Annotated in this window: 17 protein-coding genes, 6 tRNA genes and 1 other RNA gene; 15 read left to right on the top strand and 9 right to left on the bottom strand. The window is 60.1% G+C overall.

The window, feature by feature from the left end:
• The first annotated feature begins 42 nt into the window (after positions 1 to 42).
• From C9411_RS17695 to C9411_RS17685, 3 genes are all read left to right on the top strand, one after another.
• Positions 43 to 1,287, top strand: a complete 1,245-nt coding sequence (locus tag C9411_RS17695) for a DUF1479 domain-containing protein (protein ID WP_107227576.1) — start codon at positions 43 to 45, stop codon at positions 1,285 to 1,287.
• Between the two features lie 99 nt (positions 1,288 to 1,386).
• Positions 1,387 to 3,078, top strand: a complete 1,692-nt coding sequence (locus C9411_RS17690) for a sensor histidine kinase (protein ID WP_063988924.1) — start codon at positions 1,387 to 1,389, stop codon at positions 3,076 to 3,078.
• Positions 3,075 to 3,809 (top strand): LytTR family DNA-binding domain-containing protein, encoded by a 735-nt coding sequence (locus tag C9411_RS17685; protein WP_063988923.1) that lies wholly within the window; start codon positions 3,075 to 3,077, stop codon positions 3,807 to 3,809. Before C9411_RS17690 ends, C9411_RS17685 begins: the two co-directional genes overlap by 4 nt.
• Before the next feature lie 4 nt (positions 3,810 to 3,813).
• Here the strand turns inward: C9411_RS17685 and C9411_RS17680 are convergent, their stop codons facing one another.
• Positions 3,814 to 4,146: a DUF2502 domain-containing protein gene (locus C9411_RS17680; RefSeq protein WP_025303752.1), complete on the bottom strand. Its 333-nt coding sequence runs from the start codon at positions 4,144 to 4,146 to the stop codon at positions 3,814 to 3,816.
• A 397-nt stretch (positions 4,147 to 4,543) separates the two neighbouring features.
• On the opposite strand from C9411_RS17680, the gene C9411_RS17675 reads away from it, so the two are divergent.
• Positions 4,544 to 5,773 carry an OFA family MFS transporter gene (locus tag C9411_RS17675; protein ID WP_107227575.1) on the top strand — a complete coding sequence of 410 codons (1,230 nt, stop codon included), beginning with the start codon at positions 4,544 to 4,546 and terminating at the stop codon, positions 5,771 to 5,773.
• A gap of 69 nt (positions 5,774 to 5,842) precedes the next feature.
• Here C9411_RS17675 and glk read toward each other — a convergent pair whose 3' ends face one another.
• Positions 5,843 to 6,805, bottom strand: a complete 963-nt coding sequence (gene glk, locus C9411_RS17670; RefSeq protein ID WP_107227574.1) for a glucokinase — start codon at positions 6,803 to 6,805, stop codon at positions 5,843 to 5,845.
• 310 nt (positions 6,806 to 7,115) lie between these two features.
• On the opposite strand from glk, the gene C9411_RS17665 reads away from it, so the two are divergent.
• The gene (locus tag C9411_RS17665; RefSeq protein ID WP_063988919.1) at positions 7,116 to 8,363 is read left to right on the top strand and encodes an ion channel protein; all 1,248 of its coding nucleotides are present in this window, start codon (positions 7,116 to 7,118) and stop codon (positions 8,361 to 8,363) included.
• Here the strand turns inward: C9411_RS17665 and C9411_RS17660 are convergent.
• Together C9411_RS17660 and C9411_RS17655 are read right to left on the bottom strand one after the other, a co-directional pair.
• Complete coding sequence (locus C9411_RS17660) at positions 8,360 to 9,052, bottom strand: aspartate/glutamate racemase family protein (RefSeq protein ID WP_063988918.1); 693 nt, start codon at positions 9,050 to 9,052, stop codon at positions 8,360 to 8,362. The two genes, C9411_RS17665 and C9411_RS17660, sit on opposite strands and share 4 nt — an antisense overlap.
• 66 nt (positions 9,053 to 9,118) lie before the next feature.
• Positions 9,119 to 9,571, bottom strand: coding sequence for a multidrug/biocide efflux PACE transporter (locus C9411_RS17655; RefSeq protein ID WP_063988917.1), 453 nt, complete (start codon positions 9,569 to 9,571; stop codon positions 9,119 to 9,121).
• A gap of 99 nt (positions 9,572 to 9,670) precedes the next feature.
• Between C9411_RS17655 and C9411_RS17650 the strand changes: the two genes are divergently transcribed.
• Complete coding sequence (locus C9411_RS17650) at positions 9,671 to 10,540, top strand: LysR family transcriptional regulator (RefSeq protein ID WP_044030749.1); 870 nt, start codon at positions 9,671 to 9,673, stop codon at positions 10,538 to 10,540.
• Here C9411_RS17650 and C9411_RS17645 read toward each other — a convergent pair.
• Positions 10,537 to 12,198 (bottom strand): alpha-keto acid decarboxylase family protein, encoded by a 1,662-nt coding sequence (locus tag C9411_RS17645; RefSeq protein WP_107227650.1) that lies wholly within the window; start codon positions 12,196 to 12,198, stop codon positions 10,537 to 10,539. The genes C9411_RS17650 and C9411_RS17645 overlap by 4 nt on opposite strands.
• Positions 12,199 to 12,387: 189 nt before the next feature.
• Between C9411_RS17645 and mgrA the strand changes: the two genes are divergently transcribed.
• Both mgrA and C9411_RS17635 read left to right on the top strand, forming a co-directional pair.
• Positions 12,388 to 13,377, top strand: a complete 990-nt coding sequence (mgrA, locus tag C9411_RS17640; RefSeq protein WP_063988915.1) for an L-glyceraldehyde 3-phosphate reductase — start codon at positions 12,388 to 12,390, stop codon at positions 13,375 to 13,377.
• Between the two features lie 224 nt (positions 13,378 to 13,601).
• Positions 13,602 to 14,012 carry a DUF2502 domain-containing protein gene (locus tag C9411_RS17635; protein WP_025303761.1) on the top strand — a complete coding sequence of 137 codons (411 nt, stop codon included), beginning with the start codon at positions 13,602 to 13,604 and terminating at the stop codon, positions 14,010 to 14,012.
• A gap of 40 nt (positions 14,013 to 14,052) precedes the next feature.
• Here the strand turns inward: C9411_RS17635 and C9411_RS17630 are convergent, their stop codons facing one another.
• Positions 14,053 to 15,288 carry an Nramp family divalent metal transporter gene (locus C9411_RS17630; protein ID WP_043147789.1) on the bottom strand — a complete coding sequence of 412 codons (1,236 nt, stop codon included), beginning with the start codon at positions 15,286 to 15,288 and terminating at the stop codon, positions 14,053 to 14,055.
• 377 nt (positions 15,289 to 15,665) lie between these two features.
• Between C9411_RS17630 and C9411_RS17625 the strand changes: the two genes are divergently transcribed.
• Positions 15,666 to 16,853, top strand: a complete 1,188-nt coding sequence (locus C9411_RS17625) for a NupC/NupG family nucleoside CNT transporter (RefSeq protein WP_004936373.1) — start codon at positions 15,666 to 15,668, stop codon at positions 16,851 to 16,853.
• 117 nt (positions 16,854 to 16,970) lie between these two features.
• On the opposite strand, the gene C9411_RS17620 is transcribed toward C9411_RS17625, so the two are convergent.
• Positions 16,971 to 17,046: transfer RNA gene (locus tag C9411_RS17620), tRNA-Ala, on the bottom strand.
• A gap of 60 nt (positions 17,047 to 17,106) precedes the next feature.
• Positions 17,107 to 17,182 (bottom strand) — tRNA-Ala (locus C9411_RS17615).
• A gap of 308 nt (positions 17,183 to 17,490) precedes the next feature.
• Here C9411_RS17615 and C9411_RS17610 point away from each other — a divergent pair.
• Positions 17,491 to 18,276, top strand: a complete 786-nt coding sequence (locus C9411_RS17610) for a formate/nitrite transporter family protein (protein ID WP_107227573.1) — start codon at positions 17,491 to 17,493, stop codon at positions 18,274 to 18,276.
• Positions 18,277 to 18,351: 75 nt separating this feature from the next.
• Here C9411_RS17610 and gltX read toward each other — a convergent pair whose 3' ends face one another.
• Positions 18,352 to 19,767, bottom strand: a complete 1,416-nt coding sequence (gltX, locus tag C9411_RS17605; RefSeq protein ID WP_063988913.1) for a glutamate--tRNA ligase — start codon at positions 19,765 to 19,767, stop codon at positions 18,352 to 18,354.
• A gap of 294 nt (positions 19,768 to 20,061) precedes the next feature.
• Between gltX and C9411_RS17600 the strand changes: the two genes are divergently transcribed.
• The 5 genes from C9411_RS17600 (at position 20,062) to C9411_RS17580 (ending at position 20,638) form a co-directional block, all read left to right on the top strand.
• A tRNA-Val gene (locus C9411_RS17600) sits at positions 20,062 to 20,137 on the top strand.
• A 30-nt stretch (positions 20,138 to 20,167) separates the two neighbouring features.
• Positions 20,168 to 20,243, top strand: a tRNA-Val gene (locus tag C9411_RS17595).
• A 38-nt stretch (positions 20,244 to 20,281) separates the two neighbouring features.
• Positions 20,282 to 20,357 (top strand) — tRNA-Val (locus C9411_RS17590).
• 7 nt (positions 20,358 to 20,364) lie between these two features.
• Positions 20,365 to 20,440 (top strand) — tRNA-Lys (locus C9411_RS17585).
• Between the two features lie 74 nt (positions 20,441 to 20,514).
• Positions 20,515 to 20,638, top strand: a non-coding RNA gene (locus C9411_RS17580) — RtT sRNA.
• The last annotated feature ends 98 nt before the right edge of the window (positions 20,639 to 20,736 follow it).

Genomic DNA, 20,736 nt, shown 5'->3' with positions numbered 1-20,736 from the left:
AACCGCTCGCCGCAGTCACTCACGCGGCACGAGGAGAACACCATGGCCTCTTTAGTCATCGACGATATTCCGCAGACGATCGCTAACGTCAAACGCCAGCTGCGCCAGGCATTGCCGAACTACCGCGACGTGTTTCTGGCGCTGGAAGAGAACATCCGCGGCCAGGTCGAACAGATCCGCCGCGAGCTGGCCGCCGGCCACAATCCGGTGCCGCAGATCGACGCGGAAGATATCCTGCAGCAGCGCGTCAACGAGCAGCAGATAGCGCTGATCAAACAGCGCGGTGCCTGTGCCATTCGCGGCGTGTTTCCCCGCGCCAAGGCCGAGGGCTGGAACCGGGAAATCGGCGACTACCTTGAGCGCAACAACTTCGTCGAGCGGTTGAAAAATGCCGCCGAAGACAACTATTTCGGTAAGCTGGCTGCAAGCAAACCGCAGATCTACGGCATCTATTGGTCGAAACCGCAGGTCGAAGCGCGGCAGGACGCGCGCATGCATGCGGTGCAGGTGTTTCTCAACAGCCTGTGGGCTACCGAGAGCAACGGCAAACAGCATTTCGATCCGACCCGCGTCGCCACCTACGCCGATCGCACCCGCCGCCGCCCGCCAAACTCCTCGTCGCTGGGCCTGTCGCCGCACGTCGACAGCGGCACCATCGAGCGCTGGCTGGACGAAAACTTCCGCTATGTGTATCGCCACGTTTTCTCCGGCGACTGGCAGCAGTACGACCCCTTCGCCGCCGACGGCCGCACCGAGGTGCGCGAGATAGCCTCCCCGGCGGTCTGCTCGATGTTCCGCACCTTCCAGGGCTGGACGGCGCTGACGCCGCAGCGCACCAACGCCGGCACGCTGAACCTGGTGCCGATCGCCAACGCCATGGCCTATGTGCTGCTGCGCGCGCTGCAGGACGACGTCGCCGACGACGATCTGTGCGATGCGGCGCCGGGCCGCGCGCTGTCGATATCGGAAAAATGGCATCCCCTTTTGTTAAGTGGGATTTCCCCTATTCCCGATCTGGAGCCGGGCGACACGGTCTTTTGGCACTGCGACGTGATCCACGCGGTGGAGAACGAGCATAACGGCGAGTTCGACAGCAACGTGATGTACATCGCCGCCGCGCCGGGCTGCGAGAAAAACGATGCCTATCTGCAGCGCCAGCTGCCGAGCTTTATCGACGGCAGAACGCCGCCGGACTTCGCCCCCGACGACTTCGAGGTGGATTTCGACGGCCGCGCCACCGCCGACCTGCTGACGCCGCTGGGCAAAACGCAGCTCGGCATGGGCTGATCCCCCGCCCGTGGCGCACGCCACGGGCCCCTTTCGCTGTGGTATACTGCCGCCATCCGTAGGCCGCAGCGAGAACCCGTCGTGCACCCTTTTTTTGAAATGCTGTTGGCGGTGTTTGATCGCGCCGCGCTGATGTTGATCTGTCTGTTTTTCCTGACCCGCACCCGGCTGTTCCGCCAATTGCTGCAAAAAGAAGACCATACGCCGCTCGAGCTCGGCATCGTCACGGCGATCTTCTCGCTGTTCGCACTGTTCAGCACCTACTCCGGCATCAACGTCGAAGGGTCTCTGGTTAACGTGCGCGTCATTGCCATCATGGCCGGCGGTATCCTGTTCGGCCCCTGGGTGGGAATCGTCACCGGCATCGTCGCCGGGCTGCACCGCTATCTGATCGACATCGGCGGCATCACCTCGGTACCTTGTCTTATCACCAGCATCATCGCCGGCATCAGCGCCGGTTACATCAACCTCAAGGTGAAAAAAGAGCAACGCTGGCGCGCCGGCATCGTCGGCGGCATGCTGTGCGAATCCCTCACCATGCTGCTGATCGTGCTGTGGGCCAAGCCGACCGAGCTCGGGCTGGACATCGTGTCGCAGATCGCCCTGCCGATGATCCTCGGCACGGTGTGCATCGGCCTGATCGTGCTGCTGGTACAGAGCGTCGAGGATGAAAAAGAGGTGATCGCCGCGCGCCAGGCCAAGCTGGCGCTGGATATCGCCCACAAGACGCTGCCCTATTTCCGCAACATCAACAGCGAATCGCTGGCCACCATCTGCGATATCATCCGCCAGGACATCCGTGCCGACGCGGTGGCGATCACCGATACCCATCAGGTGCTGGCTTACGTGGGCGTAGGGCGCGAAGCTTACCCGATCGGCCGCGAAGGGCTGAGCCGCGTCACCCGCGAAAGCATTCGCCACGGCAAAATCATCATCAAGAACAACCTGGAAAACCCGGCCGCGCCGCAGATCCACTCGCAGCTGGTGGTGCCGCTGTGGGAAAAAGGCGAAGTGACCGGCGCGCTGAAAATCTACTACTGCCACGCTCACCAGATCACCAACACGCTGAAGGTGATGGCGGTCGGGCTGTCGCAGATCATCTCCACGCAGATGGAGGTTTCCCGCATCGAGCACCTGCGCCAGATGGCGGACAAGGCCGAAATGCGCGCGCTGCAGAGCAAGATTAACCCGCACTTCCTGTTCAACGCGCTGAACGCCATCTCTTCCTCTATTCGCCTGAATCCGGACACCGCGCGCCAGTTGATCATTAACCTGTCGCGCTACCTGCGCTACAACCTGGAGCTGAACGACGAACTGATCGATATCCGCAAGGAGCTGCATCAGATTCAGGACTATATCGCCATCGAACAGGCACGCTTCGGCGCCAAGCTGACGGTGATTTACGACATCGATGACGACGTCTCGGTGCGTATTCCCAGCCTGCTGATCCAGCCGCTGGTGGAGAACGCCATCGTGCACGGCATCCAGCCCTGCAAGGGGAAAGGGGTGGTGGTGATCGCGGTGAAAGATCAGGGCGACCGAGTGAAGATTTCGGTAAAGGATACCGGTAACGGCATCAACCAGGACACCATCGACCGGGTGGCACGCAACGAAATGCCAGGCCACAATATCGGCCTGCTCAACGTGCATCACCGCGTGTCGCTGCTGTACGGTGAAGGGCTGCATATCCGCCGCCTGGAGCCGGGCACCGAAATCGCGTTCTACATCAGCAAAAACGGCGGCAAGCTGCATCAGGAACCGAGCGCGCCGCCGGTCGGGGAGGCCTCATGAAAGCCATCATCGTGGAAGACGAATTCCTCGCGCAGGAAGAACTCAGCTACCTGATCAAGAAACACAGCAATATCGATATCGTCGCCACCTTCGAGGACGGCCTCGACGTCCTGAAATACCTGCAAACCCACCAGGTCGACGCCATTTTCCTCGACATCAACATCCCGTCACTGGACGGCGTGCTGCTGGCGCAAAACATCAGCAAGTTCGCGCATCGCCCGTCGATCGTGTTCATCACCGCCTATAAAGAGCACGCGGTGGAAGCGTTCGAGATCGAGGCGTTCGACTACATCCTCAAGCCCTATCACGAGGCGCGCATCGTCACCATGCTGCAAAAGCTGGAGGCGCTGCATCATCGCCCCGCCGGCGCGGCGGAACCGACCAGCGCGCCGGGCCGCGGCAGCCACAGCATCAACCTGATCAAAGACGAGCGGATCATCGTTACCGACATCAACGACATCTACTACGCCGCCGCCGATGAAAAGGTGACGCGGGTCTATACCCGCCGGGAAGAGTTCGTGATGCCGATGAACATCACCGAGTTTTACAGCCGGTTGCCGGAAGCGCATTTCTTCCGCTGCCACCGCTCTTACTGCGTTAACCTGGCGAAGATCCGCGAGATCGTGCCCTGGTTCAACAATACCTACATTCTGCGGCTGAGCGATCTTGAGTTTGAAGTGCCGGTCAGCCGCAGCAAGGTGAAAGAGTTTCGCAAGCTGATGCGCCTGTAAGCGCTTACCAGCGCGGGCCCGGACGGTAGTAATAGCCGGGCGGCGGCGGTGGCGGCATACGGTAATGCGGCCGATCTCGCCAGTCACGCCGCGGCGGCCCGTAGTAAATTACCCGTGGCGGCGGGCCATAATAGTACCCGCGCGGGCGTTCATACCGGTGATGATCGGCCCACCAGCGCGGATCGCGCCAACGATAGCCGTCCCAGTAGTGGCCACGATTATCGCGATCGCCGATATGCAACGACAGGCCCGGCACGTTCACGCCGATGGACACGTCGGCCTGGCTCGCCAGCGGCAGCGCCAGCAGCGCGGCCAGTAACAACAGCGTTTTTTTCATTTCATGGACTCCTGCAGAGCGGACCTCGTCCGATCGCAGATAACATAGTCCCGCGCTTGCCGCCGCTCTATAGGCGCAATGCCGATTTACGCCTTTCAGACGCATCCTTCACAATTTCACCACAATCGTTCACCCATGATTAACAATAAATCGTTGATATCTTTGATGTAGATCACGTGCTACCCCCGGCATTTCACGCGCTTTTCGGCGCTAAAACGGCAACTCACGCCGTATAACATGCATTTCATTCCTTCCGTCGTGCAACTCATTCCCGATCCGCCGCCCGCCGGGGGTGCCGGCCATATAATAAGCCCATACCGCGGGAACACAGCTTCACCCCGCAAATTTCAGCCAGCGGCTCACGCCCGGCAACGCACACACAGGAAGGAGACCGGCCATGAACACCAAACCGGCAAATCGCAGCTTAATCGTTCTCGGCACCATCATCTGTCAGATGGGTCTGGGCACCATCTACACCTGGAGCCTGTTCAACCAGCCGCTGGTCGACAAGTTCCACTGGGGGCTGGCGGACGTCGCCACCACCTTCTCCATCACCAGTTTCTTCCTGGCCTTCGCCACGCTGTTCGCCGGCAAGCTGCAAGAGCACTTCGGCATCCGCAACCTGACGCTGTGTTCCGGCATTCTGGTCGGCCTGGGCCTTATCGCCAGCGCCCACGTCAGCTCGCTCGACATGATCTACCTGCTGGCCGGCGTGGTGGTGGGCTTTGCGGTCGGTATCGCCTACATCTCCACCCTGTCCAACCTGATTAAGTGGTTCCCGGCCAACAAAGGCCTGATTTCCGGCATCTCCGTCGGCGCCTTCGGCAGCGGCAGCCTGCTGTTCAAATACGTCAACGCCGCCCTGATCGCCGACGTCGGCGTTTCCGGCGCCTTCTTCTACTGGGGCGCCATCGTGATGGGCCTGATCGTCGTCGGCTCCCTGTTGCTGAAAGAGCCGGTGCTGGCGACCAATGCCGCGCAGCAAGGCGCCAACGGGCTGGGAAACGACTACAGTGTGCGTCAGATGCTGGCCACCAAAGAAGCCTATCTGCTGTTCACCATCTTCTTCGCTGCCTGCATGAGCGGCCTGTACCTGATTGGCATCGTGAAAGACATGGGCGTTCAGCTGGCCGGGATGGATTTGGCCACTGCCGCCAACACCGTGTCCGCCGTCGCCATCTTCAACACCGCCGGCCGCATCATCCTGGGCACGCTGTCCGATAAAGTGGGCCGTATGCGCGTCATCAGCTTCACCATGCTGGTTACCGTGCTGGCGATTGTCGCGCTGAGCTTCATGACCCTGAACCACACGCTGTTCTTCATCTGCGTCGGCGCGGTGGCCTTCTGCTTCGGCGGCAACATCACCGTGTTCCCGGCGATTGTCGGCGACTTCTTCGGCCTGAAGAACCACAGCAAGAACTACGGCATCATCTACCAGGGCTTCGGCCTGGGTGCGTTGGCCGGTTCGTTCGTCGCCAAATACTTCGGCGGCTTCCACGCCACCTTCATGGTGATTGGCGTTCTGTCCGCCGCCTCTCTGCTGATTACGCTGTTCATCAAAGCGCCGAAAGCGGTAGAAACGGAAACAGCGGAAACCGCCCAGACGGCGGAGCTGGCCAAAGCCTGATACCCCGCGAAAACGACAAGGGGCGCAACCTGTGGGTTGCGCCCCTTTTTTATTGCCCCGCTCCTGAGCTTACAGGTGCATGCCCAGCGTCTGGCGCAGATGCGCACCGGCACCCAGCAGGCCCGGCTGGCCGTGCGTTATCATGAACACCGGGATTTCGCGCACATAATCGCGGAAGCGCCCCTTGTCTTCGAAAGCGGCGCGGAAACCCGAGGCCTTGAAGAATTCCATAAAGCGCGGCACGATGCCGCCGGCGATGTACACGCCGCCGAAGGTGCCCAGATTCAGCGCCAGGTTGCCACCGAAGCGCCCCATGATCACGCAAAACAGCGACAGCGCGCGGCGGCAGTCGATGCAGCTGTCTGCCAGCGCCCGCTCGGTGATGTCCTTCGGCTCCCATTTTTCCGGCAGGCGGTTATCCGCCTTGACGATGGCGCGATACAGGTTGACCAGGCCAGGCCCGGACAGCACGCGCTCGGCGGAAACGTGCCCCACTTCCGCGCGCAGCACCTCCAGAATGATGTCTTCTTCTTCGCTGTTCGGCGCGAAATCGACATGGCCACCCTCGCCCGGCAGGCTGACCCAGCGGCGACCGACGTGCACCAGGTGGGCAACACCCAGCCCGGTGCCGGCGCCATACACCGCGATCGGTTTGCCCGGTTGCGCATCGCCGCCGCCAAACTGCAGCACGTCATCCGGCGAAAGCATCGGGATCGCCATCGAGACGGCGGTGAAATCGTTGATCACTTCCAGATGGCTCAGCCCCAGGCTGGCCTTCATCGCTTGGATCGAGAACGCCCAGCTGTGGTTGGTCATCGCCACCCAGTCTTCGGTCACCGGGCAGGCAATCGCGATACAGGCGTCCTGCACCTCGATATCGCACGCTTTCAGGTAGTGGCGGATCACCGCCTCCAGGCTGTCGAACTCCAGGCCGGAATAGGTTTTCGCCTGGGTAATTTCACCCGTCGCAACAGTGCACAACGCCAGGCGGGCATTGGTGCCGCCAACATCACCCACGAGGGCATAGGTCATTGATTTCGTCTCCGCAAAATGAAAAATAAAAAGCTGCCCACACTGTAAAATCCTGCTGCAAAAACAACAATCACCCGCCTCGGATCTGCACCCCAATAGCGATCCGGATCACAAAAAACGTTTCAGCTGGCCTGCGACGCCGCGATTTGAAACAAATTGCGGCAAAAAACGCCCCCCGACAACTGTTAACCGTCATCGGCGCCGGGCAATATCAATGCGTGCCTGCACGCCGATAGTCTGGCAAGCTGTGGCCACTGCCCAACCACCCGCTCTCCCAGCCCTGCCGGGAGGCATCGACAAAGGATTATCCATGCTGCATCCGCGCGCCAATGCCATGTTGGCCTTTGCTTTGCCTGCGCTGATTATCGGTTCCGCCTCCAGTCTGGTGCTGCTGCTGGTGATGAAAGTCGCCGCCGCGCTGCAGCAATGGCTGTGGGTAACGCTGCCCGATGCGCTGAGCCTGGACGCCCAGTCGCCCTGGTGGTCGGTCGCGATGCTGACGCTGACCGGCGTGGCGGTCGGCCTTATCGTGCGCTATATGCCGGGCCACGCCGGGCCGGACCCGGCGACGGAATCGCTGATCGGTATGCCGCTGCCGCTCTCCGCCCTGCCGGGGCTGGGGTTGGCGCTGATCGTCGGCCTGGCCGGCGGTGTCAGCCTGGGGCCGGAGAACCCAATCACCGCCATCAATATCGCGCTGGTAGCGGCCGCCGGTGCGCGCCTGCTGCCGAAGGTGCCGCGCATGGACTGGATCATCCTGGCGGCTGCGGGCACCATCGGCGCGATGTTCGGCACGCCGGTCGCCGCCGCGCTGATCTTCTCGCAAACCCTGGCAGGCAATAACGAAACGCCGTTGTGGGATCGGCTGTTCGCCCCGCTGGTCGCCGCAGCCGCCGGCGCAGTCACCACCCAGATGTTCTTCGTGCCCAATTTCGCCCTGCAGCTCGACGCCTATGACGTGACGCGGCTGCCGGACATCTTCAGCGGCGCCATCGTAGCGCTAATCGCCATCGCGCTCGGCATGGTGGCGCTGTGGTGCTTCCCGCACGTTCACCGCCTGTTCCATTCGATGAAGAATCCGGTGTTGATGTTAGGGCTGGGTGGCTTTGTGCTAGGCCTGCTGGCGCTGGTGGGCGGAGAGATTACCCTGTTTAAAGGGCTGGATGAGATGAAGCGCCTCGCGGCAGACGACGGCTATTCCGTGCCGGCGCTGTTGACCATTACCCTGACCAAGCTGGCGGCGCTGGTGATCGCCGCCGCCAGCGGCTTTCGCGGCGGGCGCATCTTCCCGGCGGTGTTCGTCGGCGTGGCGCTGGGGCTGATGCTGCACCAGCACGTTCCCGCAGTGCCGGCGGCGATCACCGTCTCCTGCGCCATCATGGGGCTGGTGCTGGTGGTCACGCGCGACGGCTGGCTCAGCCTGTTCATGGCGGTGGCGGTGGTGCCGGATCTGCACCTGCTGCCGGTGCTGTGCATCGTGATGCTGCCCGCCTGGCTGGCGCTGGCGGGCAAACCGCTGATGCTGGTGAATCGCCGGCAGCCGCCGCACGACGATTAGGCCAACGCGAACGCCGCGGCGGCGCGGGCGTGGATCGCGGTGGTATCGAACACCGGCACCGACGCATCCCGCTCGCTCACCAGCAAGCCTATTTCGGTGCAGCCGAAAATAATCCCCTGCGCGCCCTGCTGCTCCAAATCGCTGATGATCCGGCGATACTCGTCGCGCGAGGCGTCGCGAATTTTACCCAGGCACAGTTCGTCATAGATGATGCGGTGTACGATGTCGCGATCGGCGCTGACCGGCGTCACCACGTCGATGCCGTGCAATTCCTGCAGGCGGCCGCGATAGAAGGTCTGCTCCATGGTAAAGCGTGTGCCCAGCAGCCCGACGCGGCGTATGTTTTTTTCCCGCACCTGCAGCGCCGTGGCATCGGCGATGTGAATCAGCGGCAGGCCGCTGGCCTGCTCGACCGCCTCCGCCACCTTGTGCATGGTGTTGGTGCAGATCACGATAGCTTCGGCACCGGCGGCGCGCAAAGCCACCGCGGCGGCGGCCAGCAATCGGCCGGCACCGTCCCAATCGCCCTGGTGCTGCAAGCGTTCAACCTCTTGAAAATCGACGCTGTAGAGCACGATTTTGGCCGAATGCAGCCCACCGAGGCGCACCTTTACCTGCTCGTTGATGGTGCGGTAATAAGGAATGGTGGATTCCCAGCTCATGCCACCCAGCAAGCCCAACACTTTCATCATTCGTTCCTCAGCATTTCCGACGATCCTCTGACCTTACCTGAGAATCGCCGGGCTGACGACGCCTTATTTGGCGCCGGAATTGATCGGCTGGCGCGCTTCGAACCAGCGCTGGCGCAGCGTGTCGTACAGCCAGTTATAGGCCATGGTGTACGGTAGGAAAAACAGGAAGAAACCGATTTCCAGCATAAACGCCTGCGTCCAGGAGATGCTCAGCATCCAGGCGGCGATCGGCACGCCGATCAGGATAAAACCGGCTTCAAAGCCGACGGCGTGCAACGCACGCACTTTCAGGTTACGCACCACCCGGCTGACCGGCCACAGGCGGTCGAACACCGTGTTGTAAACCATATTCCACAACATAGCGACGGTGGAGAGCATCACCGCCAACGCACCGACCTGCACCATTGAGCGGTTCAGCAGCCACGCGCCCAGCGGGGCGCAAACCATCACGGCGATGGCCTCGAAACCGACGGCGTGGACGATACGTTCAATGAGAGACTTGTTTTGCAGTTGCATACATCACCTTTTTTTCGACAGTTGTTGCGAAAGCCTGGTGATTATCATCGCTTTTTTGGGTAGATTAAAAATAGATTCCATCGATAAAGTAGATAGGTTATGCACTATTCCCCGGAAGCGCTGCACGCATTTGTCGAAGCCGCCGCCCTCGGCTCGTTTTCCGCCGCCGCGCGCAAGCTGCGCAAAAGCCAATCCACCATCAGCACCGCCATCGCCAATCTGGAGGCCGACCTGGCGCTGACGCTGTTCGATCGCGGCGCGCGCCAGCCGGTGCTCACCGCCGCCGGCCGCAAGGTACTGGGGCATGTGCAGGCGATCCTCGCGGCCAGCGAACGGCTCGATGCCCTGAGCATTCAGCTGGCGGGCGAGGTTGAACCCCGCCTGAGCATGGTGTTTTCCGATACCTACCAGCCCAAGCATCACGATCGGTTGATGCAGCTGTTCGAACAGCGCTACCCGGAGATTGAGCTGGAATGGATGATCGCCGAGGAAGGCGACGTTATCGATCTGCTGCAAAGCGGCCGCGCGCATTTGGGCATGGTGGAAGTGCAAAAAAGTTATCCGCCGGATATCGCTTTCTCCCGCTTGCCGGAACAGACCGAAATGGGGCTATTCGTCGCCCATCAGCATCCCCTGGCGCAGGTCGCCGCGCCGACGCCGGAGCAGTTGTCCAGCACCCGTCAGCTGATCCTGAATACCTACACTGGCGCCGAGGCGGCCAGACAGGGTGGCCTGGTCTGGTCGGCGCCCAGCTATCTGCTGTTGCTGGAGATGGCGGAACAAGGATTCGGTTGGGCGGTGTTGCCGCACTGGCTGGTGCAGCAATACGGCCACGGCAGGCTCACCCAGCTGCGGCCGCGCGGCTGGCCAAAACTGATTTCGGTGGATGCGGTATGGTCCAAACTGACCCCGCCGGGCCCGGCGGGGTTCTGGATGCTGGAGCGCCTGCTGGGCGATACCCTGCCTTAAGCGGCGGCGTTGCGCGCCTGAATGGCGCGTGAGACGGTATCGAGCAGTTCCGGCATGTCCATCTTCGGCAGCATCACTTCGATGAAGGCCAGCCGATCGTCGTCCGCTACCTCGCGCAGCGCCTGGCGCAATCCGTCCGGTTCGCTGACCCGCAATGCCCTCACCGGCCGCTCGCCGGCCAACGCCGACGGCAACTGCGTCCAGTTCCAGCGCGCGATGTCGTTATAACGTTGCTCCGGCCCGTGGATGGCGCGCTCGACGGTATATCCCTGATTGTTCAACACGAAGATCACCGGTTTAAGCCCGTCGCGCAGTATCGAGCCCAGTTCCTGCACGGTCAGCTGCGCGGCGCCGTCGCCGATCAGCAATACTGCCCGGCGCAGCGGTTCGGCGGTCTGCACGCCGAACGTCGCCGGCAGGGTATAGCCGATCGACCCCCAGAGCGACTGCACGATCAGGCGGCAGCCGCGCGGTAACGTCAGCGCCGCCGCGCCGAAACAGGCGGTGCCCTGATCGGCCAGCACGATATCCCCGGGCCGCAGGAAATCCTGCATCTGCCGCCAGAAGGCGTGCTGATCCAACCCTTTCCCATCGCCTTCCGGCAGCGCCGGGCGGACGATCGGCGGCAACGGCCAACGCGACGCCATCGACAGGCTCAGGCGATGCAGCGCCTGCACCGCCTCGCGCATCGGAATGCGGCTAAAGCGCTGCCGCCCGACCCAGGCTTCGAACGGTTGAATGTCGATGCATTTTTCCACCGGCAGATGATGCGTGAAACCGGCGGTAATGGTGTCGGTCAAACGTACGCCGACGTTGATCACCACATCGGCGTTTTCGATAAGCTGTTTCACCGCCGGATCGCTGGCGCCGCCGCAGTAAGTCCCGACAAAGCCGGCGCGGTTCTCATCCAGCACGCCTTTGCCGAGCAGCAGCGTAGCGTGCGGAATGTCGACCTCCTGCAGCCACTCGTCCAGCGCCGCTTCGGCGCCGAAGCGATCGGCCAGGAAGTCCGCCAGCAGCGATACTCGCCGCGCCGACAGCAGCTTTTCGCGCGCCGCGGCGATAAACGCCTGCAATGCGCTCTGCGACAGTTTGGCCTGACGCAGCATCAGCGGCGCCGGTTTACTCGGCAGCGGCGCTTGTGCGACGTCGCTGGGCAACATCAGGTAAACCGGGCGATGTTCCAGCAAGGCAACGCCGATCAGGCGGTCTATCTCCATCGCGGCGTTGTCGGCGGTCAGGTCGGCCTGCGCGACGGTCACCTCTTTGGCTATCCGGGCGAAGTGGGTGAAGTCGCCATCCCCCAGCGAATGGTGCAGTAAATCACCGGCGCGCTGGGCGCGCAGTGCCGGCGTGCCGACCACGTGGATCACCGGCAGGTATTCGGCGTAGCTGCCGGCCACCCCGTTCAACGCACTCAGCTCCCCCACGCCAAAGGTGGTGAGCAGCGCGGCCGCCGGTTTGCAGCGCGCATAGCCGTCGGCGGCGTAGGCGGCGTTCAATTCGTTGGCGCAGCCTACCCAGGTGATTTGCGGATGAGCGAGGACGTGATCGAGAAATTGCAGGTTGTAATCCCCCGGCACACCGAAGAAATGACGGATGCCGATTTGGGCCAGACGATCGAGCAGATAATCGGCCACCGTATAGATCTGAGTCATGATCATCACCTGTCTGCAGCTGGAGCGATTATCTTTAAGTATCGAAGATGCCGCTCAAATTTCGAACAATCATTCCTGCCTCGATCGGCAACCTGGCGTTACATGCTGGCGCTGTGATCGCTCCCCCGGCAGCGCGGTGTGAAAACGTATACACTCAGAGTACTTCACCTCTCGCCGACAAGGATAACTATGTCCTACCAAGCCTCCCCATCGCGTTATCAAGATATGGAATACCGGCGCTGCGGCCGCAGCGGGCTGAAGCTGCCCGCCGTCTCACTCGGGCTGTGGCACAACTTCGGCGACGCCACGCTGTACGACAACGCCCGCGCTCTGATCCGCTGCGCCTTCGATCGCGGCATTACCCATTTCGATCTGGCCAACAACTACGGCCCGCCGCCCGGCGCCGCCGAGGAGAACTTTGGCCGCATACTCAACGCCGATCTGCGGGCCTGGCGTGATGAGCTGATCATCTCATCCAAAGCCGGTTACACCATGTGGCCCGGCCCCTACGGCGATTGGGGCTCGAAAAAGTACCTGGTCGCCAGCCTCGATCAGAGCCTGAAGCGCATGGGGCTGGACTATGTGGATATCTTTTATCACCACCGGCCGGATCCGGACACGCCGCTGGAAGAAACCATGGCGGCGCTGGATCTGCTGGTGCGCCAGGGCAAAGCGTTGTACGTCGGCCTGTCCAATTACCCGGCCGAGCGCGCACGGCAGGCGTTCGACATTCTGCAGCGGCTCGGCACGCCGTGCGTGATCCACCAACCCAAGTATTCGATGTTGGAACGCACGCCGGAGGTGGGATTGCTGGATACATTGGCGGAGCATGGCGTTGGATCGATCGCCTTCTCGCCGCTGGCGGGCGGGTTGCTGACCGACCGCTACCTGCACGGCATTCCGCAAGATTCCCGCGCCGCTAGCGGCAGCCGCTTCCTGCAGCCGGAACAACTGACCGCCGAGCGGCTGGACAAGGTGCGCCGCCTCGATGCGCTGGCGCGGCAACGCGGGCAGAAGCTGTCGCAGATGGCGCTGGCCTGGGTGCTGCGCGGCGATCGCGTTACCTCTGTGTTGATCGGCGCCAGCAAGGATGCGCAGATAGAAGACGCGGTAGGCATGCTGGCCAATCGTCATTTCAGTGAAGAAGAGCTCGCGCAGATCGAGCAAATCCTACTGTAATCGTTTACAAATACCGCCGCTCAATCGAGCGGCGATACTCCAGAAAAATCTCAAATCTTGGTCTTCGTCGCCGTTTTCAGAATGGCTCTCAGATTCAACCCTATGCGCCAGCGCTATGATGCCGATATTGCAGCAAAAATAACGATAAGGCCGCTTTTTTAAACTGATGAACGCGCTTCATAAAGTGACAAACGGCCAGGCCGCGCAAGCGGAAAGGAGAAGTCATGTTTAAACCTCTGCTCTTGGCCGCCATCTTGGCGGCGACGGTACTGCCCGCCGCACAGCAAGCACACGCCGAAGGGATCAGCATCGATCTGATGCCGGGCGTTTCACTGCGCATCGGCGATCAGGACAATCGCGGCCGTTACTGGGACGGTTACGACTGGCGCGATCGCGACTGGTGGCAGGGTCATCAGGGGCGCTATCTCGGCGACCGCAGCCGTCGCGGTTACTACTGGGACGGCTATCGCTGGCGCGACCGCGACTACTGGCGCAAACACTATTACTATCATGAAGGGCGCTATCGTAAATACGACAAGCATTACGATAAGCACCATTGGAAGAAAGAGAAAAAGCACCACCACGATCATGACCGCGATCGCTGGCGCCGCCACGGCGATGACGACCGCGATTAACGGCGACGGGCCGGCACCATGCCGGCCCGCGTTTTTTTTCCTACAGCACGCTACCGATCAGCAGATAGCCGTTCAATCCCACCACCACCAGCACGATCAGCTTGCCCAGGTTTTGCACCACTGGGCCGTTGACCATTTCCCCCATCAGCGCCCGATTGCCGGTGAAAGCCAGCAGCGGCACCAGCGCCAGCGCAATGCCGAAGCTGAGCAGCACCTGGCTTAGCACCAGAATGCGCGTCGCGTCCATCCCCAGCATGATGACGATAAACGATGGCAGCATGGTCACCGCGCGCCGCAGCCACAGCGGAATATGGAAATGCACGAACCCCTGCATAACCACCTGCCCCGCCAGCGTGCCCACCACGGTGGAAGAGAGGCCGGCGGCCACCAGGCTCAGGCCGAACACGGTGGCAGCGGCTTGCCCGAGCAGCGGTTGCAGCGTCAGGTAAGCCACGTCGAGATCGGCGATGCCGCTGTGGCCGCTGAAATGAAACGCGGCAGCGGCGGTGGCCATCATCGCCAGGTTGACGAAACCGGCAATGGTCATGGCCACGGCGACGTCGACCTTGGTGGCGGCATAGCGCTCCGCCTTGTCGTGCTCGCCGCCGATTTGGGTGAGCGACGAATGCAGGTAGATCACGTGCGGCATGATGGTGGCGCCCAATACCCCGGCGGCCAGAAATACCGCATCGCCGTTAGGCAGATCGGGCAGCGCCATGCCCTTCAGCAGCGGCGCGAGCTGCGGCTGGGAGAATGCCAACTCGACGATATAAGCGGCGGCGACGAACAGCAGCAGGCCGCCAATCACCCGCTCCAGCGGCTTTTGACCGCGTTTTTGCAGCATCAAAATTAAAAAGGTGGCGATACCGGTCAGCACCGCGCCCTGCAACAGGGACACGCCGAGCAGCAGCTTGAAGCCGATCGCCGCACCGATAAATTCGGCCAGATCGGTCGCCATGGCGATGATCTCCGCCTGCACCCAATAGGCCCACACCGCCGGCCGCGGAAAGCGATCGCGAATATGCTCGGCCAGGTTTTTTCCGGTGGCGATGCCCAGCTTGGCGGACAACAGTTGGATCAGCATCGCCATCACGTTGGCCCAGACGACCACCCACAGCAGGCTGTAGCCGAACGAGGCGCCGGCCTGGATGTTGGTGGCGAAGTTACCGGGATCGATATAGCCGATAGCGGCGATGAAGGCGGGCCCCATCAGCGAGAGTTTGATTTTTCTGGCGGAGCGCCCGGAGGTGGTTTCAACCACGCGACTGTTCAGCATATGTTGAACCCTTACTGAAATTACGTTTATCTCCACTCTATATAAATGATAATAATTATCAAGCGCATTTAGAGCGGTAAAACTTATCTCTGTAATAGCCAACATTAACGGTTTTATCGAAGGGTTCAGCGCTGAGCTTACCGATTTCCGTGCTTTTCTGATGAGATTTTGGCTGCAATACCCCTGAAAGACAGGTTAGCACAAGAATACGAATTTCCTATTGCTGCTTTAACGTCTTGATTTTTTATGCTTTTGCGTAACACTTTAGGAGAACTCCCGCTATGATTTTCCATATTTGCAATAGAAGTCTCGTTTTTAAACGTAGCGTTACATAAAATGACAGCCGAAATTCAGCCTGCCTCAAATTTGGAGCAAACATGTCCCATATTGCGCACTTTGCGTTGGCGATAGTGGTGGTGGCGATCCTGGCCCTGTTGGTGTGCCGCGATCGTAAAAGCATCCGCATTCGCTATGTTATTCAACTACTGGTTATCGAAGTACTGCTGGCCTACTTTTTCCTGCATTCAGAAGCGGGTTTGGGCTTCGTAAAAGGATTTGCCGCGCTGTTTGACAAACTGCTCGGGTTTGCGGGACAAGGGACTGATTTCGTATTCGGCGGCATGGGCGACAAAGGCCTGGCGTTCTTCTTCCTGAAGGTGCTGTGCCCGATCGTCTTCATTTCGGCGCTGATCGGTATTCTGCAGTACATCAAGGTGCTGCCGTTCATCATCCGCATTATCGGTACCGTGCTGTCGAAAGTGAACGGCATGGGCAAGCTGGAGTCGTTCAACGCCGTCAGCTCGCTGATCCTGGGCCAATCCGAAAACTTCATCGCCTACAAGGATATCCTGGGCAAGATGTCGGAAAAGCGCATGTACACCATGGCGGCGACCGCGATGTCTACGGTTTCCATGTCCATCGTCGGCGCCTACATGACCATGCTGGACGCCAAGTTCGTGGTGGCGGCGCTGGTATTGAACATGTTCAGCACCTTTATCGTGCTGTCGCTGGTCAACCCGTACGACACCAATAAAGAAGAAGAGCTGCACCTCGGCAACCTGCATGAAGGCCAGAGCTTCTTCGAAATGCTGGGTGAATATATCCTGGCCGGCTTCAAAGTAGCGATTATCGTTGCCGCGATGCTGATCGGCTTCATCGCCCTGATCGCCGCGCTCAACGGTGTGTTCAGCGCCATCTTCGGCCTGAGTTTCCAGGAAATCCTCGGCTACTTCTTCTATCCGTTCGCCTGGATTATGGGGATTCCTAAACACGAAGCCCTGCAGGTTGGCAGCATCATGGCCACCAAGCTGGTTTCCAACGAGTTCGTGGCAATGATGGAGCTGCAGAAAGTGTCTGCCGAGCTGTCGCCGCGCAGCCTGGGGATCCTGTCGGTGTTCCTGGTGTCCTTCGCCAACTTCTCCTCCATCGGCATCGTGGCCGGTGCGATCAAGGGCTTGAACGAACACCAGGGCAACGTGGTGTCGCGCTTTGGCCTGAAGCTGGTGTACGGCTCTACGCTGGTCAGCATCCTGTCCGCTTCCATCGCGGGTCTGGTACTGGGCTAAGCCTCGAACCGACTGCGATAACAAGGCGCCTGCGGGCGCCTTTTTTGTTGGCTGGCATTCGGCGAAGATGAAAAAAGAAAAGCAAAAAGCCGACCCTAAGGTCGGCTTTTCAAATGGTGGTGGAGCTAGACGGGATCGAACCGTCGACCTCTTGCATGCCATGCAAGCGCTCTCCCAGCTGAGCTATAGCCCCACAAAAGTGGTACGCTTTGACCGGCGTTACGGTATTCCCCAACCTCTCTGAAAAGAAGGTTGGTGGAGCTAGACGGGATCGAACCGTCGACCTCTTGCATGCCATGCAAGCGCTCTCCCAGCTGAGCTATAGCCCCGTTCCACAATCACTTTGTGCTGTGAACGGGGCGCATAATATGAAACCCACTCAAAGCTGTCAACGGCTAAATTGAATTACTGAATCAAGCGTTGAAAAAGCCGCCAAATCAGCATGTTTGGCACCAAAAAATCATCACTTTGCGCAGAGTTCATCCATTTTGCGTGCTACATCTCAAAATGGCAAAAGACCCTGCATATCACGTTGATTTTTAATTAACGGAATGTTAGCGAAATGCGCTTGAGTCGGACTCCCGAGCGGCATAGACTGCCCGCGCCATAAACTTCATTACTATAAACCGAGTCCGTCATGTCTTTGCATTCACCAAAAGAAATCGCCGCCCTCGCCGTTCAGGCCGGGGTAAACAAAAGCCGCGCCCCTCTCGCTAATCTGTTGATTCTGGGCTTTCTCGCCGGCGCCTTTATCGCCACCGGTTTTCTGCTGGATATTCACGTCATCGGCACCCTGCCGGCCGAATGGGGCTCTTTCGGCGCCCTGTTGGGTGCCGCGGTCTTTCCTATCGGTTTGATCCTGACTATTCTGGCCGGCGGCGAACTGCTGACCGGCAACATGATGACCTTGCCGATGGCCTGGTTTGCCCGCGAAATCCCCGCCATCGCCGTGCTGCGCAACTGGTTTTGGGTCACCCTGGCCAACCTGGCCGGCAGCCTGGCCGTCGCCTACTTCTTCGGTCATTTGCTGGGCCTGACCGAAGGCGCGTTCTTGCATAAGACGCTGGCGATCGCGCAGGCCAAAGTGGATGCAGACTTCCTGCACGCCTTCATTTCCGGCGTCGGCTGCAACTGGCTGGTGTGCCTGGCGGTGTGGTTAGCCTTCGCCAGCAAGGATGTGCCGGGCAAAGTGATCGGCATGTGGTTCCCGGTCATGGCTTTTGTCGCCATCGGCTTCCAGCACGTGGTGGCGAATATGTTCATCATCCCGGCGGCCATCTTTGCCGGCGGCATAGGCTGGGAGCAGTATTTGCCCAATTTCGTCGCGGTATTTCTCGGCAACGCGCTGGGCGGCGCCGTTTTTGTCGGGCTGATGTATTTCCTCGCCTACCGCCCGGGTTTGCCGGCCGGCGAGCAAGCCTGACACACCGCCATGGAAAAAGCCCCGGGATCGCTCCACGGGGCTTTTTCATTTATGGCGTCTGGCGTCTCAGCCTAATCAGGCTTGCGCTTCGCGCTCGGCGATGTAAGCCAGCGCCATATCGATACGCTGCAGCGAACGCTTCTGGCCGATCGCATGCACGGTCACGTCCATGCCCGGCGACTGGCCGGCGCCGGTCACCGCGACGCGCAGCGGCATGCCGACTTTACCCATGCCGACGCCCAGCTCATCCGCCGTGCCCTGAATGGCGTCGTGCACATTTTCCGGCGTCCAGACGGTGATGGCGGCCAGCTTGGCGCGCACGGTTTCCAACGGCTGACGCGCCACCGGGCGCAGGTGCTTCTTGGCCGCGTCTGCGTCGAACTCGCTGAAGTCTTCGTAGAAGTAACGGCAGGACTCCGCCATCTCTTTCAGCGTCTTGCAACGCTCGCCCAGCAGCTTGACGAGGTCTTTCAGTTCCGGGCCGTTGCGGGTTTCAAGGCCCAGTTGCTCAACGTGCCATGCCAGATGCACCGCCACTTCTTCCGCCGGCATATGGTTGATGTAGTGGTGGTTCAGCCACTGCAGCTTCTCGGTGTTGAACGCGCTGGCGGATTTGTTGATCGCTTCCAGCGTGAAGAACTCTTTCATCTCATCGATGGAGAAGATCTCCTGATCGCCGTGGGACCAGCCCAGACGCACCAGGTAGTTCAGCAGCGCCTGCGGCAGATAGCCGTCGTCGCGGTACTGCATAACGCCCACCGCGCCGTGACGCTTGGACAGCTTTTTGCCGTCGTCGCCGAGGATCATCGACACGTGCGCGTATTCCGGCACCGGCGCGCCCAGCGCTTTGAGAATGTTGATCTGGCGCGGGGTGTTGTTGATGTGGTCTTCGCCGCGGATCACATGGGTGATTTCCATGTCCCAGTCATCGACGACGACGCAGAAGTTATAGGTTGGCGAACCGTCGGTGCGGCGGATGATCAGATCGTCCAGTTCCTGGTTGCTGAATTCGATCGGGCCGCGAATTTTGTCGTCGAAGATCACCGAGCCTTCCTGCGGGTTGCGGAAGCGCACCACGTGCGGCTCGTCGTCGGTGTGGCTGCACTGACTGTCGCGGCAGTGGCCGTCGTAACGCGGCTTCTCGCCGTTTTCCATCTGCTTCTCGCGCAGCGCTTCCAGACGTTCCTTGGAGCAATAGCATTTATAGGCCGTGCCCTGCTCCAGCATCTCGTCGATGACCGCGTTGTAACGATCGAAACGCTTGGTCTGGAAATACGGGCCTTCATCCCAATCCAGGTTCAACCAGTTCATGCCATCCATAATTGCGTCGATCGCGTCCTGGGTAGAGCGTTCCAAATCGGTATCTTCGATACGCAGAACGAACTCACCGCCCGCATGGCGGCTGAACAACCAAGAGTAAAGTGCGGTACGCGCGCCGCCGACGTGAAGATAGCCGGTCGGGCTCGGTGCAAAACGGGTTTTGATTTTCATTGGGTTCACTGCCTTATTACGCAACGCGTGTCGGCCGTTGCCGACGATTGCTCGGAATTGAAAAAAGAGTGGGCGACATTGTATCACCACGCGCTAATTCCTCAACGCCGACACGATATTGCGCCGGTCTATTTCGCCCGTTTTGCGGCGAGTTTCGCATAGCGTTGCACAAAGAATCGGCGCCGTTGCCGATAATTATCGCGCCCTGCCTAAATTTGCGGCGAACGATTGAAATCATTTTAAAAACCGTTGACTCACTTTGAACTATCCCTATAATGCGACTCCAACAAGACGGGGCGATTAGCTCAGTTGGTAGAGCATCTCCTTTACACGGAGGGGGTCGGCGGTTCGAGCCCGTCATCGCCCACCATCTTGTTGAGAAAAAAATGAGAACGAATGAGGGTGATTAGCTCAGTTGGTAGAGCATCTCCTTTACACGGAGGGGGTCGGCGGTTCGAGCCCGTCATCACCCACCATCATTCTCTCGTTTAGCAGTACCTGGAAGTCCTGAAGTGGGTGATTAGCTCAGTTGGTAGAGCATCTCCTTTACACGGAGGGGGTCAGCGGTTCGAGCCCGTCATCACCCACCACTTCTGCGGGTCGTTAGCTCAGTTGGTAGAGCAGTTGACTTTTAATCAATTGGTCGCAGGTTCGAATCCTGCACGACCCACCAATTCAGAAAAAAGCGCCTTTTGGCGCTTTTTTCGTTTCTGCGCCATCCGACTCTGACTTCATCTCTCGCCGGCATAGTTTACCGAGTCGAGCAGGATGAAGAACCGGAGAGGTTCGAGCATCGCGCAGCGATACGACAACGCGCAGCGTTGCCCGCAGGGTGAGGCCACTGGCCGAATCAATCCTGCACGACCCACCCATTCAGAAAAAAGCGCCTTTGGGCGCTTTTTTCGTTTCTGCCGCACTCACTTTCCCTTTAGCCTTATTCTCACTTTATTCGCCACGCGCTGAGATACG

The organism is Serratia sp. Nf2 (assembly GCF_003028435.1).
In the GTDB taxonomy this organism is placed as follows: Bacteria; Pseudomonadota; Gammaproteobacteria; order Enterobacterales; family Enterobacteriaceae; genus Serratia; species Serratia marcescens_L.
The sequence above is the reverse complement of the archived record's forward strand: the minus strand, read 5'-3'. Positions and strand labels throughout refer to the sequence as shown.